Genomic DNA, 16,020 nt, shown 5'->3' with positions numbered 1-16,020 from the left:
AAACCGTATTAAGGGAATACTGTGAGCTTGTCATTTCTGCTGAAGCCCGTTGTCGGTAAATTGAGGCAATACCTGCCCTGCATTTTTACACTTCTCTCGATAATCCCGGCCTTGAGTCAGGGATCCGGTTCTGCAGTCATATTGCAATATCACCATGTCAGTCATGAAACCCCGAAAATCACCAGTGTCACCCCCGAGACATTCAGGAAACATATCAACTATCTTGCGGAGAATAAGTTCAATGTGATGCCACTGGTTGATCTGGTTGAAGCACTTCGCAATAGAAAGACATTACCGGAAAAAACAGTCGCCATCACTTTTGACGATGCCTATCTGAGCATTTACACCGAGGCATTTCCAATACTCAGGGAACAGGGGTTGCCATTTACCATTTTTGTCACGCCCGCACCGGTGGATAAAAACTATCAGAAGTTTCTCAGCTGGGCGCAACTGCGGGAAATGACGGAAGCAGGTGCTACCCTGGCAAACCACACCATGAACCACGCCCACAGTGTAGAAAGACTGCCCGGAGAAACCAGGGCACAGTGGCGTTCCCGGTTCCGTCAGGACCTGGATATGACAGAAGCCAGAATCCGGGAACAAACCGGTCAAAGTGTTAAGATGTTTGCCTGGACTTTTGGTGAAACCTCCCCGGAACTCAGAGTTTCACTGGATGAGATGGGTTATACAGGATTTGGTCAGCAGTCCGGAGCCGCTGGTGAATATTCTGACTTCACTCGCCTGCCCCGTTTCCCCATGGCGGGTATTTATGGGCTGAAGGACTTTGCCATTAAAGTCAACAGCAGGGCTCTGCCAGTAACCAGCCAGAGCCCCGACTCATCACTGATCACTCAGGATAACCTTAAGCCCGAACTGGAGCTGGCCCTGGCTGAAGGGAATTACCAGAAAAAACAGCTTAAGTGTTACGCCTCCGGCCAGGGTGAGCTGAAGGTAACCTGGCTTAATAAAGAGATGACTCTGTTCAGGACTCAAGCCAATAAACCATTACCAGTAGGCCGAACTCGCTATAACTGTACTGCACCATCCAACAGTGGTCGGCACTACTACTGGTACTCCCATGCATGGCTCAGATTGACAGATGAAGGTAAAGCGCTGGATTGACCACGCTGAATGGCTGGAGCTTTTAACGTTTCGTTGCGTGCCTGCAACGAAACGTGGATAGGCTCTAACATGTAGTGGCAAACGTAAAGTGTTTTATTAACCGCTCCATCAATTTAAGTGAAGTCGGTGGTTTGATGAAAACAGTGTTAAAAATCAAAAAAATAGTACCAGTCGCCGTTTTTCTTCTGGCTGGATGCACTGACCAGCAGTCTGCTACTCAAATTCAGCCGCCCCCCAAACACCTTGAAGCAGCACAGGCAAAAGCGATGCAGCTCTGCGCGGGATGCCATGGTCCAACCGGTATTGGTACAACGCCACTAAACCCTAATCTGGCCTGTCAGAAAAAAGAATACATGGTTAAACAACTGCAATACTACCGAAACGGTGCCAGAACCACTCACCAGCCAATGAGTAATATTGCCAGGCTGATATCCGAAGAAGAAATCGAGAGTATCAGCGAGTGGTACTCAATAACCGGATGCTTATAAGTTCCTCCAAATTGGGATGTCCCGGTAAATTAACAAACCCCGAATGCCCCCTTAAGATCTGTTTTTCTACCCATCACGCCAGGATCTATTAAATTTTCAAGTAAAGGTGGGAACCTTAATTGCTTTTGTTGGTCTTAATTATCAAATCGACGTAATAAGTGTGCTTGAAATGACCGTATCATACCCCTCTGCTGGCATTACCCCCAACGCATCACCCCCTTCTACTGATGCCTCACTGAGCCACAGTGATGAAGGTGGCAACAGCTTTGGCAGAAAAATCGTCAGCATTTTTACCAAAATCCGTATGTCCTCCAGCTTCAGTGAAGAGCATTCCGCATGGAGTAATATCTCAAGCTTTTTCAAAGGCCTCCACAGTCGGGCTGTAAAGCTTGTCAATTATGTGTCCAGACACTTGGGTGAAATGTTACCGCCCTTTTTTACCAAAGCCGGAATTGGCAGTGTGGCAGGGTTCGTTATAGGCGTCTTAACCCCTGTCGGACCGCTGTGGGGGACTGTTGGCGGATTGCTGATTGCTACAGGCTGGCAACTGGGCGTTGAGTATAATAATGATCGGGATAAACCCGATTTAACCAATCTTAAGTCGTCTCAACCTTAATCGGGGGAATCTCTTTTCCTGTTTTTATTTGTCAGGCTTGAAACCCCTCCCACAGCAACTAGTTTTATATAGGTAAACGTATTTTATCTATACAGGCATGGAGCCCATCATGGAAGATCAAAACATCGAGAAACTGGCGCTGATCATATCCGCCAACTGCATTCGTCAATCCACCATTGAAGAGTGTCAGAAAAAAGGACAGATAAACGATCAACAACTGAATCAGATCAATAAAGAAATGTCTGATCGAATCTTTACCTTCCTGACTTACCTGCTGAAAAAACCGGCTGATGAATACACCGTCATGATGGAAGCAATGGCCAAACACTACCCGGAGAATTGGGAACAGCCTGAGCTGAGCCAGCTTATTCTCCAGCAACAGGCCCAGACCGCTAATTCTGCGTCAACTCAGCATTAATAACCTGTTAAGAGAACCAGCTATGCTTGTCCCTGCGGCATCTTCAGGGACAAAAACAATGCCCGGCTGGAAGAGTCGATTCCATTACCGATTCAATTACCAGCGGTTTCTGGTAGGGACACTCATGTATCTTTCCATGCTTTCCCAGGCGGATACCGTCGATCCTGGTCAACACTATAAAACGCTCACATTAACACTGGATGAATTGTTAACAGAGCTGCGCATTTCCCATGCCCCTACCCTGGAGTCAATGATCGATACCGCCCAGGTCTGGCGCAGAAAACCGGGACAGGAGCGGTGGGAATTACCAGGGCTGGATATATCAACAGACAAAAGATACAGAGTCCTTGATCTGCTTGAAAAGCTTGGACTCATATCCCCCATCGGGCCATTAACCAGGCAATATGATTATGCATTGCTATTGGGAGCCACTGCCCCCGGCATGAAACGCAGGCTGGACTTGTTAACTGACTGGTGGCGTCAGGGTGTCCGATTCAAGCGTTTGATTTTTCTGGTGGGCCAACGCCCTCTCACCCCGGGGGCTGACTACCTGGACATTCTCACCAAAAAGCCTGGCAAGAAGACCCCGGACCCACGCCCTTTTACCGAAACAGAGGCGGCAATCATGCTGCATCAACTGGTACCCATGCCAGAGGCGATGAGAGCCCTGCCGGTTGAGTTTATTGATACACCACGAAACTGGAGGAACGGCTTCTGGCACAGGCCCAATACCCGCGAAACACTCAAGCACTGGGTGAAATCAGGCCCACTACCGGGAACTGCCCTGGTTATCTCGGAACAGCCCCATGGGATTTACCAGAAAGAAGTCGTAAGACAGGAGTTGCCGGGTTTTGACATTGATCTGGCGGCAGGTCCGGCAGACCCGGCAACCAATCTGCCCATCTATCTGGATGCCCTGGCGTTATGGCTTTACAACCTGAAGCCTTTTATTCCGGGGGCAGAACAACCAGCCCCTTCAAAGACAATGATCCCCCCAGGACGGCATTAACTTCTGGGAAATTCCCAGCTGATCCAATATCCGGGCAACAATAAAATCGACCATGTCATCCACGGTTTCCGGCCGATGGTAAAAACCCGGAGACGCAGGAAGAATAACACTCCCCATCCGGCTCAATTTCAACATATTTTCCAAGTGTATTTCAGAATAGGGGGCTTCCCGGGGCACGATGATCAGCTTGCGTCGCTCCTTTAATACCACTGTTGCTGCCCGCTGTGTCAGATTATTACTTAAACCACAGGCAATGGCCGACAAGGTTCCGGTACTGCAGGGGCAAATCACCATTGAGCTGGGAGCACCACTGCCTGAAGCGACAGGCGACATCCAGTCATCCTCACCAAACACACGAATCTGTCTGGGAGCAGCACGATATCGGTTGGTAAAAAATTGCTCAATAGCGTCAGGCGTATCACCAATCTCAAGATCCATTTCTGTGGCCAGAACCACTTTGGCGGCCCTGGAAACCAGAACAAACACCTGTCGCTCGGCCGCAACGAGACTTTCCAGTAGCCGAAGCCCGTACTGGGCTCCGGAGGCCCCCGTGATGGCTAATGTTACTCTTTCAGGATTTGATCGACTCATCACTTAACCTTAATTTTTCTTGAGTTTTGCTTTCAATCCACGGGCTATACGGCCATGAATCCCTTCAAACCCGCCATTACTCATCACCAGCAAATGGTCACCAGCCGAGGCGGTATCAACCAGATAACGCACAATGGCTTCTGTGGAATCCATAACCGATGACTTTATCGCGCTATCCTGCACTAACTCGGCCAGTGGCCAGTCAAGCCCCTGTGGTTTAAACCAGATAACTTCGGAAGCCTCTGCGGTAGAGGCGATCAATGTCTCCTGATGCACGCCCATTTTCATGGTGTTTGATCGGGGTTCAATGATCACACGAATATTCGCATTTTCCCCCAGTTTGGCCCTCTGCCCGGCCAGAGTGGTGGCAATCGCCGTTGGGTGATGGGCAAAATCATCATAAATCCGTATCCCCCCAACCTCCTCAACCATTTCCATCCGCCGCTTTACCCCCTGAAAGACAGAAAGCGCCTCACAGGCTGTATCTGGCAAGACACCGACATGGTGAGCGGCAGCAATGGCGGCCAGGGCATTGGCAACATTGTGATCACCTTCCTGCTGCCAGTTCACGGTTCCAACCTCAGTGCCTTTATACAAAACCTTAAAGTGGCTGCCATCGCTACTGACCGGTGCAACTTGCCAGGGACTGTGACTGCCACCCAACTCTTCCTGTTCAGACCAGCAGCCCATAGCCATAACGGCTTCTATCTCGGGAGTACCGGCAGGATAAATAATTCGACCCGTACCCGGAATGGTCCTGACCAAATGGTGGAACTGCCGCTGGATAGCCGCAAGATCATCAAAAATATCCGCATGGTCAAACTCAAGATTATTGATAATCAGGGTTCGTGGCTGGTAGTGAATAAATTTTGAGCGTTTGTCAAAGAAAGCGGTGTCGTACTCATCCGCTTCAATCACAAAAAAGGGGGTACTGCCAAGTCTTGCGGAAATCCCGAAATCTTTCGGTATCCCCCCGATCAGAAAGCCCGGAGACATGCCGGCATATTCCAGGATCCAGGCCAGCATACTGCTGGTGCTGGTTTTACCGTGGGTACCGGCAGCCGCCAATACCCAGCGGTCAGGGGCTATGTACCTGGCAAAAAATTCGGGACCTGAAACATAGGGAAGCCCCTTCTCCAACACGTACTCTACAGCGGGAATCCCCCGTTTCATGGCATTGCCAACCACCACAAGATCCGGTGACGGGTTGAGCGCGTCAGCACCATACCCTTGAAATAATGAAATACCCTGTTCTTCCAGTTGTGTACTCATCGGGGGATAAACGTTCTCATCAGAGCCTGACACGTCAAACCCAAGCTCTCTGGCCAGCATGGCCAGACTTCCCATAAAAGTTCCACAAATACCCAGAATGTGTATGTGCATTCCCGATCTCTCCAAAAAATAGGTGCTCCAGGAGCCTGTCCGAGAATTCTGACATTGTTTTTGCCCTATGCGCAAAAGGACGTTGACATTGAAAGACCATCAGCCCATAAAATTGATACATAACAGCGCTACCAATAAACTCTTGATCGGGTATCATCTGCAACCAGTCAAGAACGCAAAACAACATACAGCAACACCCGGAATTTAACCGATGACATTGAAGCACGCTTTTTACGCACAGTCTGGCGGTGTTACCGCTGTTATCAATGCCAGCGCCTGCGCGGTTATTGAAACGGCTCGTCGTTACCCGGATAAAATCGGTAAAGTCTACGCAGGGCATAATGGCATACTGGGCGCTTTGCGTGAGGAGCTTATCGACACCTCCTACGAGTCCGATGAAACCATCGGCGCATTACTCAGGACGCCCGGCGGAGCCTTTGGTTCCTGTCGTTACAAGCTGAAGTCATTTGAAGAGAGTGAAGCGGAATATCGTCGGTTAATTCAAGTCTTTCAGGCCCATAACATTGGCTACTTTTTCTACAACGGTGGCAATGACTCCATGGATACTGCCTGGAAAGTGTCCCAGCTCAGTGAAAAAATGGGGTACCCGATTACCTGTATCGGAGTCCCCAAAACCATCGATAATGACCTGGCGGTTACCGATAACTGTCCGGGCTTTGGTTCGGCGGCCAAATACCTTGCCGTATCCACCAAAGAGGCCAGCCACGATATTGCTTCCATGTGCGATACCTCAACCAAGGTGTTTGTCATGGAAGTCATGGGACGACATGCCGGCTGGCTGGCAGCCGCTACCGGCCTTGCTGCCCGCCAGGAGGGTGATCCACCGCACATTATCCTGTTCCCTGAGTTGCCGCTGGACAAAGAAAAGTTTCTTAAAAAAGTCCATGAAACCGTCAATAACGAAGGTTATTGCGTGATCGTTGCTTCAGAGGGAGCCAAATACGAAGATGGTAGCTTTATCTCCGCGTCCACAACCGTAATTGACTCCTTTGGCCACCAGCAACTTGGCGGTGTAGCTCCGGCCCTGTGTAATATGATCAAGCAGGAGCTGGGTTACAAATACCACTATGCTGTCGCCGATTACCTTCAACGTTCAGCCCGCCATATCGCTTCACGTGTTGACGTAGAGCAGGCTTACGCTGTGGGTAAAGCAGCGGTTGAACTGGCCGTAACCGGTCACAATGCGGTGATGCCTGCCATCGTTCGAGAGTCTGACATGCCCTATCGCTGGGCGATCAAAGAGGTAGCACTGGAAAAAGTCGCCAACTTTGAACGCACAATGCCACTGGACTTTATCAATGAAGATGGCTTCAACATTACCCAAACCTGTCGGGGCTACCTTGAACCATTGATTGAAGGCGAGGAGTACCCTGCTTACCTGAACGGCTTACCTCGTTTTGCCAGATTGAAAAAAGTGTTTGTCGAGAAACAGCTGGATACAACATTCGACGTGTAATGTTAACTTAGCCGTTCATTGATTAACCCGGATATGAAATATCCGGGTTAAGGTCGGAATAAAACCGAAAGTCATTCCGACCTTCATTCTTCGCTACATACATGGCTTCATCTGCCGCCTTGATCAAACCATCAGCATCACTGCCATTCTCAGGGTAAAGTGCAATACCAATGCTGGTACCTACTTTTCTTGCAGCATCGCCCAGTTGATGGGGTTCCTTCAGTGCGGCGAGAATTTTATTGGCAACCGTTCTGGCATCTTCCGGGTTCCTGACATCGTCCAGAACCACGGCGAACTCATCACCACCGAGCCTGGCAATCAGGTCAACCTTCCGGATACAACCCTCCAGGCGATTGGCAACACTGGTCAGTAACTGATCCCCTGCATCATGGCCAAGCTGATCATTGATCTGTTTAAAATGATCCAGATCCAGGAACATAACCACTGTCTTATTCTGGTAGCGGTCACTCCGGTCCATTGAGGACTGTAGAAACTCCCGGAATAACGTCCGGTTAGCCAGCCCCGTCAGGCTATCGTACTTGGCCATTTTCACTAGCTGATCTTCCAGCTGTTTGCGCTCAGTTATATCCTGAAAGACAAACACGGCTCCCTGAACCGCGTTCCTGTTATTAACGATGGCCGCAATATTGAATTCCGCCGGAAACCGTCCCCGGCTCACGTTAATTAATTCGGTGGACTGTTTAAGTGTCCCACCCTGTTCCAGGCACTCACGATAAATAGCTGACTTCTGCCATTGCTCCTGAGCTGTTTCACCCGTGGTGTCGTCCAAAAGAAACTGGCTGATATGCTGATCCAGAAAAGCGTCTTCAACACCGCCCAATAACTCACAGGCTGTCGGATTGATAAAGGTTATCCTGCCCTCTTTATCGACCCCGACAATACCTTCTCCTGCACAGTCCAGCAGCAGCTTGTTCTTCTGACTGATCCATTGCAGCTCCCTGGTTACCTGTTCAAGCTCGAGGCGCTGTTCCTCCAGCTGTAAAAATACTTTCACTTTACCCAGAAGAATTTCCGGCACAATCGGTTTAGGCAAATAGTCAACAGCACCCGACTGATAACCCTTGGCTACGTAGCTTTGATCTTTATTAATCGCCGTCACAAAAATGATGGGTATATTGGCCGTTTGCTTGTTACTGTGCAGCAATGTCGCCGTCTCAAAGCCATCCATGCCGGGCATCTGCACGTCCAGAAGAATAACCGCAAAGTGATGGGCCAGAACCTCAGACAGGGCCTTCTCGCCAGAATCCACCTTGTGGATCTCAGCCCCCAGCGGCTTTAGTAACTTATCCATCGCCAGCAGGTTTTCCGGGCGGTCATCCACAACCAGAATTTTGACTTTGCTCTTTGTCTCCATACCAGACAATCCCTGTCTTATTCCCAAAAGGTTCCATTGATTCTGTCAGCCGACTGAATTCACGAGCCCAGCTTCCTGTAAATTCGCAGCTTATTACTGACATCTTCAAGATGCTCACTGATCTGGCTGAACTTCAGGTTCTCTCTGCGCCCGATACAGAGAAATCCCCTCGGGCATAAACTGTCGTTAATCAGAGTTAACGCCCTGTCCTGTAACTGCTCATTGAAATAAATCAGTACATTGCGGCACATCACCAAATGCATTTCGCCAAAAACCCCATCCGTCACCAGGTTGTGATTGGCAAAGGTCAGCCGTTCCGATAAGCGACTGTTGACCTTGATTGAATCATAGAGGCTGACCCAATAATCACTGAGCTTATGCTTCCCACCGGCAAGGCGGTAATTATTTTCATAAAGTTCAATATCTTCTGCCGGATAAATCCCCTTTTTGGCCAGATTCAGAGCATCATCATTGAAGTCCGTAGCGTAAATCTGACAACGATCCAGTATCCCTTCCTCTGCCAACAGGATCGCCATAGAGTACACTTCCTGACCGGAAGCGCACCCTGCATGCCATATCTTGATAAACGGGTAAGTCTTGAGCACAGGAATGACCTCTTCCCGCAAGACTTTAAAGACATCCGGGTCCCGGAACATTTCCGTCACCACAACGGAAATACTTTTCACAAACCGATAAAATGCCCGTTGATCGTGCAGGAACAGGGGAATCAACTCACTGATATGCTTGATGCCGCTCTGCTCCATGTATTTTCTTACCCGACGGATCATGGATGCTTTGGCATAGTCATGAAAGTCATAGCCATAGTGCTTCTTGACCGCGTCCAGCAGTAGATCGAGTTCCAGGTCAGCTACCGGGCAAGTCTCCATCATCGCAGCAGCCACACCTTCAGCATTGCTGTCAGCTTGTCCATATCCAGCGGTTTGGTCATGTAATCATTGGCGCCTGCCTCAAGGCATTTGGCCTTGTCACCTGCCATGGCCTTGGCGGTCAGGGCGATCACCGGAAGCTCTTTGAATTCATTCATTTGCCGAATAGTCGCGGTGGCTTCATAGCCATCCATAATGGGCATCATAATATCCATTAACACCAGTTCAATGCCGTCTTCTTCCTCAAGCTTGCTGATCGCATTTTTGCCATTGTCTGCCAGTACAACTTCCAGCCCCATGCCCTGAAGGGCTTTGGAAAGGGCAAAGGTATTTCTCAAGTCATCATCAACCAGCAGGATCTTGTGTCCATCAAGACGCTTCTCTGACCCTGCCACCGGCTCATCGGGCGTATCATCCACCTGATCCTTATTAACGGTATGCAAGAACAGGCTGACTTCATCCGTGATTCTTTCCAGGGCTCTATCACCTTTCATCACCATGGCATTGGTGAATTCCTGCAGCCGTGAATGCTCAGTCTTATCGACAGGGTGCGCGGTGTGAATCACCACTGACGGCATATCTGATCCTAATTTTCCTGTCATTTTTTCCAGGAACTCCAGCCCTCGTACCTCTCCCAGCTCCAGATCCATAATCAGGCAATGCCACTGTTGATCAATAAGCCTCTTCTCAGCTTCTTCTGCTGTGCTGGCATACCCTACATGGAGCCCTTTTTGCTCCAGCATGCTGCCTACCAGGGATCTTTGCTCTTCATCCAGATCGAGAATCAGTACATCGTGAATATCCTGGCTAATGGCCTGCCCAAGGGTCAAAAACGCTTGATCAATATCGGTAACCGTCACCGGCTTTCTCAAATAACCAATAGCGCCAAGACTGGAAACCAACTCTGGATCCCGTCCCGAAACAATATGCACCGGAATATGCCTGGTTGACTCATCGCCTTTTAACTGAGCAAGTACCTCCTGCCCATCCATATCCGGCAAGCCTAAATCCAGAATAATGGCCGAGGGTTGATGTTGTCGGGCCAGGGCAATTCCCTGCTCTCCTGTTTCTGCATGCAAACAGCCAAAGCGATGTTTACCCGCCAGTTGACCAAGAATGGTGACAAAGTGATGATCATCTTCAATCACCAGCAGCTGATAATCAAACGATGCCGCAGGCACAGATAACTCCGCCTCCTGGGGCGCATTATTTATTTCTGGCTTTTGAGCAGGAGCCTCTGACACTCCCATAGACTGGTCAAACACATCGGACACATAGTTTTCTGCCAGTACTTTCTCAGGACCAAGAGAACACACTGGATTAGCCGGCAGGAACAGGGTAAAGGTGGTTCCTTCATCTTCCTTGCTGTCCAGCTCAATAAAGCCCCCCAGAAGTTCTGCCATCTCTCTGGAAATCGCCAGACCAAGCCCGGTGCCGCCATATTTTCGGCTGGTAGACCCATCGGCCTGCTGGAATGAGCCAAAAATCGATTCCTGCTTCTCTTTGGGAATCCCGATCCCACTATCTTTAACAGCAAAACCAGTCCAGGTATCGTCTGAAAAATGGCCAGAGCGGGTTTCATTAAACATCCTTACCTGAACACTGCCTTCCTCGGTAAATTTGAACGCGTTAGAAAGGAAGTTCTTGATAATTTGCATTAGCCGCTGGCTATCAGTGAAAACAGACCGGCTGGTACCACTCTCTATGCTGATCTGAAATTGCAGGCCACGGCTTTCTGCCAGTGGGTTAAACATGGCTTCAATACTGCCTTTGATCTCATTCAGGGGCGTATCATCAAGGTTGACCGACATTTTTCCCGCTTCGACCTTGGACAGATCAAGAATGTCGTTGATCAGCTCGAGTAACTCTTTACCACCGTTGTAGATCACCTGCGCAGACTCTACCTGGTCCTCTGTCAGGTTACCTTCGTCGTTTTCTGCCAGCATCTGGGAAAGGAGCAATAAAGAATTCAGGGGTGTGCGCAGCTCATGGGACATATTGGCAAGAAATTCAGATTTATATTGACTGGCCCGGGCAAGTTCCTCCGCCTTTTCCGTTATCTTTTTACTGGACAGCTCAATATCTTTATTCTTTCTCTCAATCTCTTCTTTCTGGAGCATCAGCTGTTCGCTGAGTTCTTCCAGTTCGACATTGGATTTCTGCAGCTCCTCACTCTGGGCTTTCAGCTCTTCTTCAGACTCTTCCAGAATACCGGCTCGCTTTTCCAGCTCTTCATTAACTGAACGCAGCTCTTCTTTTTGTTCCTTTAGTGCTTCTGATTGCTGGGTGGTGGTATCAAGCAGCTGATTAACCCGGGTTCGATACTGGGCAGAGTTAATGGCAATGGCGATACTTTCAACAGAATGTTGCAGAAACAGGCGCTGCTCATCCGTCATTGGACCAAGCCGGGCAAACTCAACCCCCCCTTTCAGGTCATTTTCATAGCACAGCGGGACAATGATCAGATGAGTCGACCTGGCAGAGCCCAGTCCGGACTCAATTTCAAGATAGCCATCGGGTACATCGGCTATCTCCATCGTTTCCCTTTCCAATGCTGCCTGACCAATCAGCCCCTCACCCATGGCAAAAGACTTTGCCTGTTGATTGCGTTTACTCCAGGCATAGGTGCCCATCAACTGCAGCCGGTTGTTATCATCTTTTACAAACATGGCACCGGAATGCATATCCAGATAGCGGGCAATATAAGTCACAATGTTACGGCACAGCTCAGCCATTGCCTGCTCACCACGGACACTGTTATACAGCCCGGCCATTCCTTCCTGAAGCCAGTTTTTCCGGGTATTTTCCGCACTGACGGTACGCAACCTTTCAGTCATCTGGGCAAAACTGCGACTGAGTTCGCTGATCTCATTATTACCGTTCAGGACAGTCCCTTCGGCGTAGTCACCTGCGGCGACTCGATTGACCCACCGGGTAATCCGGCGGATAGGCTTCACCAGTTGTCGGGTAACAAACAGAGCAATAACCACCACCAGGGCAAAAGTGATGGCGATAAGCACAAAAAGACGTTTTTGAAAGTCCTGAACTGAGGCAAAAGCATGCCGGTGCGTTACTTCTGAAAGGATGACCATAGGGGTTCCGGCAATATTTATTGGCAGATAAATCCCCAGAACTTCTTCACCATGAATGTAGCTGCGAATATGGTTCAAGCTCGCTTTAGCCGCCCGACCGAACACGTCCTGCTCGTCCAGATTTAAAGCGTCAAGATCTTCTGAAATGGATTCCAGATCATGCTCATGCTGGCCAATAGACTCAAAAGCATGACCATTATCTGCTGAAAATCCTCTGAAATGGTCTTCTTCCTCTCTGTAGCTCCCATCATCCTCAAGATGGCTTAACCACAGGTTAATCAGCGGATTATCATCGCCAAATTTAAGCTGTTCCTGATTTTCAAACCGGGTACCAAAGCGAATTTTACGATCCTTACCGACAAGAAACGACGAGAGACCGACGTCACTGGACTCACCTTTATCAAACATCACCTGAATATTCTTCGGGTGAATCTGCACCGCAATAAAGCCCACCGCTTTCTGGAAGGAATCCGCCAGCGGTAATATTAAAAAGATGACTTTCTCATTGCCTATGGGCGGGTAGGCAGCAAGGTCGGCATACTTTGGCTGCTGATCATTCAGGCTGGCTTTAACAGCCTGGGAAAACAACGTATTTTCCAGTTCTGAAGAGAACAGGTTTTTGCCTAAATCACTGTATTCATTCACTGTGAAGAGAATATTGCCTGCCGCATCACCCAGAATCACATCGGAGTAGTCATAGAATCGCAGGAAATCCACATACTCCATGGAGTACTTTTCATAGATATCCCCGTATTCCCTGGAATTAATAAACTCAGAAACCGGCTGGCTTTTAAAGCCGGGAGCCAGCACCAGTTCGGTAATAAATGCTTCGGAAGATGATGCCATAATGAATAAATTGGTTAACACCGTATCAAAGTATTCATTAATGCGTTGAGTTAACTGAAAATTTATTGATGAAAGCTGATCATAACGATCTTTGATAATGGCTTCTTTTCCGGTCTTGTACTCATTCAGCCCAACAATCACAACAGGGCCAATGGATAAAACAATAAACCAGAGAAAAAGCGTGAGTGCCAGACCACCCGTCTTTCGCTGACTGTTTTCACTGGGTGATTCTGAACTCATGGCCTGATCTCTGTGCTTTAGCAAAGGATGGAGTCCAGGAGGCTGACCGAGAATAGCGCCCGTCTAGGCGACCCCGTAGCGAGGATGGCAGAAAATTGAGGATAAAAATTCGGTTTTGTGAGGTGAATAGCAGGGCTATTTGCCGAACAAAAGCGGATTTTTAGACCAATTTGCTGCCACCGCAGTAGGGCAGTCTATTCTCGGTCAGCCTCCTAGAGTTTTTCCATCTCTTAATCATCGTTAAATTGCACAAAAAACTTAGGGTTTGGTGCCATAAGAACCAAAGAAAAATCCAATACAGAGATGGCTGCTACAGGTGGTTATAAATCGGTATGCTGATGATTTGGAGGGGAGTGTTGTTTTGATAAAAAACCCTGGCAGGCACCCGCCAAGTCTTTGTAACCCTAGACTTAACCCTGATATTGCCGGATGACTACTGAATCAACATTCCAAGGGTAACCAGTGAACCCGCCAAAACGCTCAGTGAGCTGGCTAACATCAATACTTCCGGCGTGGTCAGCTTATCGTATTCAGGTTTCATGGTGCAATTCCTTGTACTGCTAGTTCAGTTATAGGGAAAGTATAGTACTGGGAACACGGCCTTTTAACCAGAACTACCACGCCATTAACAGATTGATTTCAAATGAATAAATAAAAAATAATGATAATTATAATTACTATTAAAAATTTAAATTGTTATTTTGATTCCAAAATATGGCTGATACTAGAGTTTTACCCAGTTAACCTATTGAAACCAAAGCGGCTCCTACTGGTACATCATCATTTCGATAAGTTTGATATGTACAATCTCCGTTCACCCTGAGCGGAGTCGAAGGGTGATTAGCACAGTCTTTATTCAGGGTATGGTGCTTACGCCCTTCAACTGTGCATCCTGAGCGGGGTCGAAGGACGCTCAGGACGAACAGAGCCGGGAGCCATTGATAGAAGTTCTCTCAAAGCCGCGTATGGCAACCCCTTCAGACATCAAAGGAAAATACCGCAATCACCCTCCCAGATAGGCCTCCTGGACAGATTTATTCACTAGCAGAGCCTGTCCGGAGTCATGCAGAACAATCTTCCCATTTTCAAGCACATAGCCGCGATCTGCCAGCTTCAGCGCCTGGTTGGCATTTTGCTCAACCAGAAAGATTGTCATCCCTTCATCCCTCAGCCTGGCAATAATGTCAAAAATCTGTTGAATCACAATAGGAGCCAGGCCCAGTGAGGGTTCATCCAGAAGCAATAGCCTTGGCTTACTCATCAGAGCCCTTGCTATGGCCAGCATCTGTTGTTCACCTCCGGACATGGTGCCTGCCCGCTGGGTGAGGCGCTCCTCAAGACGTGGAAACAGCTCAAGAACATGGCGATACAGCTGACGATAATCCTGCTCTTCGGTGAAAAAGCCACCCATGCTGAGATTTTCTTCCACGGTAAGCCGGGAGAAGACACGCCGACCTTCCGGCACCAGGGCGATACCAGAGCGCATGATATTCGCCGTATCGTCCCGGGTAATGTCCCGCCCACCATAAAAGATCTGCCCACTGCTGGCCCGTGGATCACCACAGAGTGTCATCAGCAGAGAGGTTTTTCCCGCACCATTGGCACCAATTAACGTCACAATTTCACCGGCCCGGATCTCTACACTCACGTCATCCAGTGCCTGAATCTGGCCATAAAAGGTAGAAACATGCTCAAGGCTTAGCAATGGTTTATCGTTATTCATCAGGATTCCCCTAAATAAGCCTTGATCACTTCAGGATGATTGCGCACCGCTTCCGGTGTTCCGGATGCCAGGGGCCTCCCCTGATTAATAACATAGATCCGGTCCGAGATTTCCATTACCAGTTTCATGTCGTGTTCAATAAGCAGCACTGATACACCATGATTTTTCCTGAGATCGGAAATCAACTTATCCAGCTCGCGAGTTTCATTAGGGTTCAGTCCTGCAGCGGGCTCATCCAGCATCAACAGTTGTGGGTCGGTCACCATACAGCGGGCAATTTCCAGTCGTCGCTGCTGACCGTAGGCCAGGTTTCCGGCTTCACGATTGGCAAACTCAGTCAGGCCAACTTTATTCAGCCAGTAAGCAGCCCGCTCCATCGCTTTTGCTTCACTCTTGCGAAACGAAGGCGTTTTAAACAGCCCGGCCAACAACCCTGTGTTCAAATGACGGTGCTGGGCCACCAGCAGATTTTCCAGAACCGTCATGGCTTTAAACAAACGCACATTCTGAAAAGTCCGCACCACCCCCAAGCGGGCAATTTTAAAGCCAGGCAGCTTTTCTACCGCCTGGCCCTGAAAAAGAATCTTCCCTCCGGTTGGCTTATAGAAGCCAGTCAGACAATTAAACACTGTCGTTTTCCCGGCACCGTTCGGACCAATCATGGAGACAATTTCGCCTTTACGAACTTTGAGCGCCATCTGATCCACGGCCAGCAGACCGCCAAAGCGCATACTGAGATCCGATGCTTCCAGC

The 16,020-nt window shown here is 48.9% G+C and carries 13 protein-coding genes; 6 read left to right on the top strand and 7 right to left on the bottom strand.

Going from position 1 to position 16,020, the window contains the following annotated elements; translation table 11 throughout:
• Nucleotides 1-21: 21 nt before the first annotated feature.
• From CX664_RS06885 to CX664_RS06865, 5 genes are all read left to right on the top strand, one after another.
• Nucleotides 22-1,122 carry a polysaccharide deacetylase family protein gene (locus CX664_RS06885; RefSeq protein WP_101746022.1) on the top strand — a complete coding sequence of 367 codons (1,101 nt, stop codon included), beginning with the start codon at nucleotides 22-24 and terminating at the stop codon, nucleotides 1,120-1,122.
• 134 nt (nucleotides 1,123-1,256) lie between these two features.
• The gene (locus tag CX664_RS06880) at nucleotides 1,257-1,610 is read left to right on the top strand and encodes a c-type cytochrome (protein ID WP_163369668.1); all 354 of its coding nucleotides are present in this window, start codon (nucleotides 1,257-1,259) and stop codon (nucleotides 1,608-1,610) included.
• A 169-nt stretch (nucleotides 1,611-1,779) separates the two neighbouring features.
• Nucleotides 1,780-2,226, top strand: a complete 447-nt coding sequence (locus CX664_RS06875; protein WP_145999874.1) for a hypothetical protein — start codon at nucleotides 1,780-1,782, stop codon at nucleotides 2,224-2,226.
• A 109-nt stretch (nucleotides 2,227-2,335) separates the two neighbouring features.
• Nucleotides 2,336-2,644: a hypothetical protein gene (locus CX664_RS06870; RefSeq protein ID WP_101746019.1), complete on the top strand. Its 309-nt coding sequence runs from the start codon at nucleotides 2,336-2,338 to the stop codon at nucleotides 2,642-2,644.
• A 58-nt stretch (nucleotides 2,645-2,702) separates the two neighbouring features.
• Nucleotides 2,703-3,653, top strand: a complete 951-nt coding sequence (locus tag CX664_RS06865; protein WP_101746018.1) for a hypothetical protein — start codon at nucleotides 2,703-2,705, stop codon at nucleotides 3,651-3,653.
• Here CX664_RS06865 and CX664_RS06860 read toward each other — a convergent pair.
• Both CX664_RS06860 and mpl read right to left on the bottom strand, forming a co-directional pair.
• Nucleotides 3,621-4,244: a flavin prenyltransferase UbiX gene (locus tag CX664_RS06860; protein ID WP_101746017.1), complete on the bottom strand. Its 624-nt coding sequence runs from the start codon at nucleotides 4,242-4,244 to the stop codon at nucleotides 3,621-3,623. The genes CX664_RS06865 and CX664_RS06860 overlap by 33 nt on opposite strands.
• 9 nt (nucleotides 4,245-4,253) lie before the next feature.
• On the bottom strand, nucleotides 4,254-5,627 hold the full coding sequence (gene mpl / locus CX664_RS06855; RefSeq protein WP_101746016.1) for a UDP-N-acetylmuramate:L-alanyl-gamma-D-glutamyl-meso-diaminopimelate ligase: 1,374 nt from the start codon (nucleotides 5,625-5,627) through the stop codon (nucleotides 4,254-4,256).
• A gap of 211 nt (nucleotides 5,628-5,838) precedes the next feature.
• Between mpl and CX664_RS06850 the strand changes: the two genes are divergently transcribed.
• Nucleotides 5,839-7,104 carry a 6-phosphofructokinase gene (locus CX664_RS06850; RefSeq protein ID WP_101746015.1) on the top strand — a complete coding sequence of 422 codons (1,266 nt, stop codon included), beginning with the start codon at nucleotides 5,839-5,841 and terminating at the stop codon, nucleotides 7,102-7,104.
• 22 nt (nucleotides 7,105-7,126) lie between these two features.
• Here the strand turns inward: CX664_RS06850 and CX664_RS06845 are convergent, their stop codons facing one another.
• The 5 genes from CX664_RS06845 to livG form a co-directional block, all read right to left on the bottom strand.
• Nucleotides 7,127-8,479, bottom strand: a complete 1,353-nt coding sequence (locus CX664_RS06845) for a two-component system response regulator (protein WP_101746014.1) — start codon at nucleotides 8,477-8,479, stop codon at nucleotides 7,127-7,129.
• Between the two features lie 59 nt (nucleotides 8,480-8,538).
• Nucleotides 8,539-9,369, bottom strand: coding sequence for a CheR family methyltransferase (locus tag CX664_RS06840; protein ID WP_101746013.1), 831 nt, complete (start codon nucleotides 9,367-9,369; stop codon nucleotides 8,539-8,541).
• Complete coding sequence (locus CX664_RS06835; RefSeq protein WP_101746012.1) at nucleotides 9,366-13,544, bottom strand: response regulator; 4,179 nt, start codon at nucleotides 13,542-13,544, stop codon at nucleotides 9,366-9,368. The genes CX664_RS06840 and CX664_RS06835 overlap by 4 nt, the downstream gene beginning before the upstream one ends.
• Nucleotides 13,545-14,547: 1,003 nt before the next feature.
• Nucleotides 14,548-15,267 carry an ABC transporter ATP-binding protein gene (locus CX664_RS06830; protein ID WP_101746011.1) on the bottom strand — a complete coding sequence of 240 codons (720 nt, stop codon included), beginning with the start codon at nucleotides 15,265-15,267 and terminating at the stop codon, nucleotides 14,548-14,550.
• Nucleotides 15,267-15,998, bottom strand: a complete 732-nt coding sequence (gene livG / locus CX664_RS06825; RefSeq protein WP_420810351.1) for a high-affinity branched-chain amino acid ABC transporter ATP-binding protein LivG — start codon at nucleotides 15,996-15,998, stop codon at nucleotides 15,267-15,269. The genes CX664_RS06830 and livG overlap by 1 nt, the downstream gene beginning before the upstream one ends.
• Nucleotides 15,999-16,020: the final 22 nt, after the last annotated feature.

The sequence above is a fragment of the Endozoicomonas acroporae genome, assembly GCF_002864045.1.
In the GTDB taxonomy this organism is placed as follows: Bacteria; Pseudomonadota; Gammaproteobacteria; order Pseudomonadales; family Endozoicomonadaceae; genus Endozoicomonas; species Endozoicomonas acroporae.
The sequence above is the reverse complement of the archived record's forward strand: the minus strand, read 5'-3'. Positions and strand labels throughout refer to the sequence as shown.

What these genes read in the sequence shown, in the direction of transcription:
- CX664_RS06880 (WP_163369668.1), top strand. Translation starts at nt 1,257, where the DNA reads ATGAAAACAGTGTTAAAAATCAAAAAAATAGTACCAGTCGCCGTTTTT.
- CX664_RS06875 (WP_145999874.1), top strand. Translation starts at nt 1,780, where the DNA reads ATGACCGTATCATACCCCTCTGCTGGCATTACCCCCAACGCATCACCC.
- CX664_RS06870 (WP_101746019.1), top strand. Translation starts at nt 2,336, where the DNA reads ATGGAAGATCAAAACATCGAGAAACTGGCGCTGATCATATCCGCCAAC.
- CX664_RS06865 (WP_101746018.1), top strand. Translation starts at nt 2,703, where the DNA reads ATGCCCGGCTGGAAGAGTCGATTCCATTACCGATTCAATTACCAGCGG.
- CX664_RS06860 (WP_101746017.1), bottom strand. Translation starts at nt 4,244, where the DNA reads ATGAGTCGATCAAATCCTGAAAGAGTAACATTAGCCATCACGGGGGCC.
- mpl (WP_101746016.1), bottom strand. Translation starts at nt 5,627, where the DNA reads ATGCACATACACATTCTGGGTATTTGTGGAACTTTTATGGGAAGTCTG.
- CX664_RS06850 (WP_101746015.1), top strand. Translation starts at nt 5,839, where the DNA reads ATGACATTGAAGCACGCTTTTTACGCACAGTCTGGCGGTGTTACCGCT.
- CX664_RS06845 (WP_101746014.1), bottom strand. Translation starts at nt 8,479, where the DNA reads ATGGAGACAAAGAGCAAAGTCAAAATTCTGGTTGTGGATGACCGCCCG.
- CX664_RS06840 (WP_101746013.1), bottom strand. Translation starts at nt 9,369, where the DNA reads ATGATGGAGACTTGCCCGGTAGCTGACCTGGAACTCGATCTACTGCTG.
- CX664_RS06835 (WP_101746012.1), bottom strand. Translation starts at nt 13,544, where the DNA reads ATGAGTTCAGAATCACCCAGTGAAAACAGTCAGCGAAAGACGGGTGGT.
- CX664_RS06830 (WP_101746011.1), bottom strand. Translation starts at nt 15,267, where the DNA reads ATGAATAACGATAAACCATTGCTAAGCCTTGAGCATGTTTCTACCTTT.
- livG (WP_420810351.1), bottom strand. Translation starts at nt 15,998, where the DNA reads ATGCGCTTTGGCGGTCTGCTGGCCGTGGATCAGATGGCGCTCAAAGTT.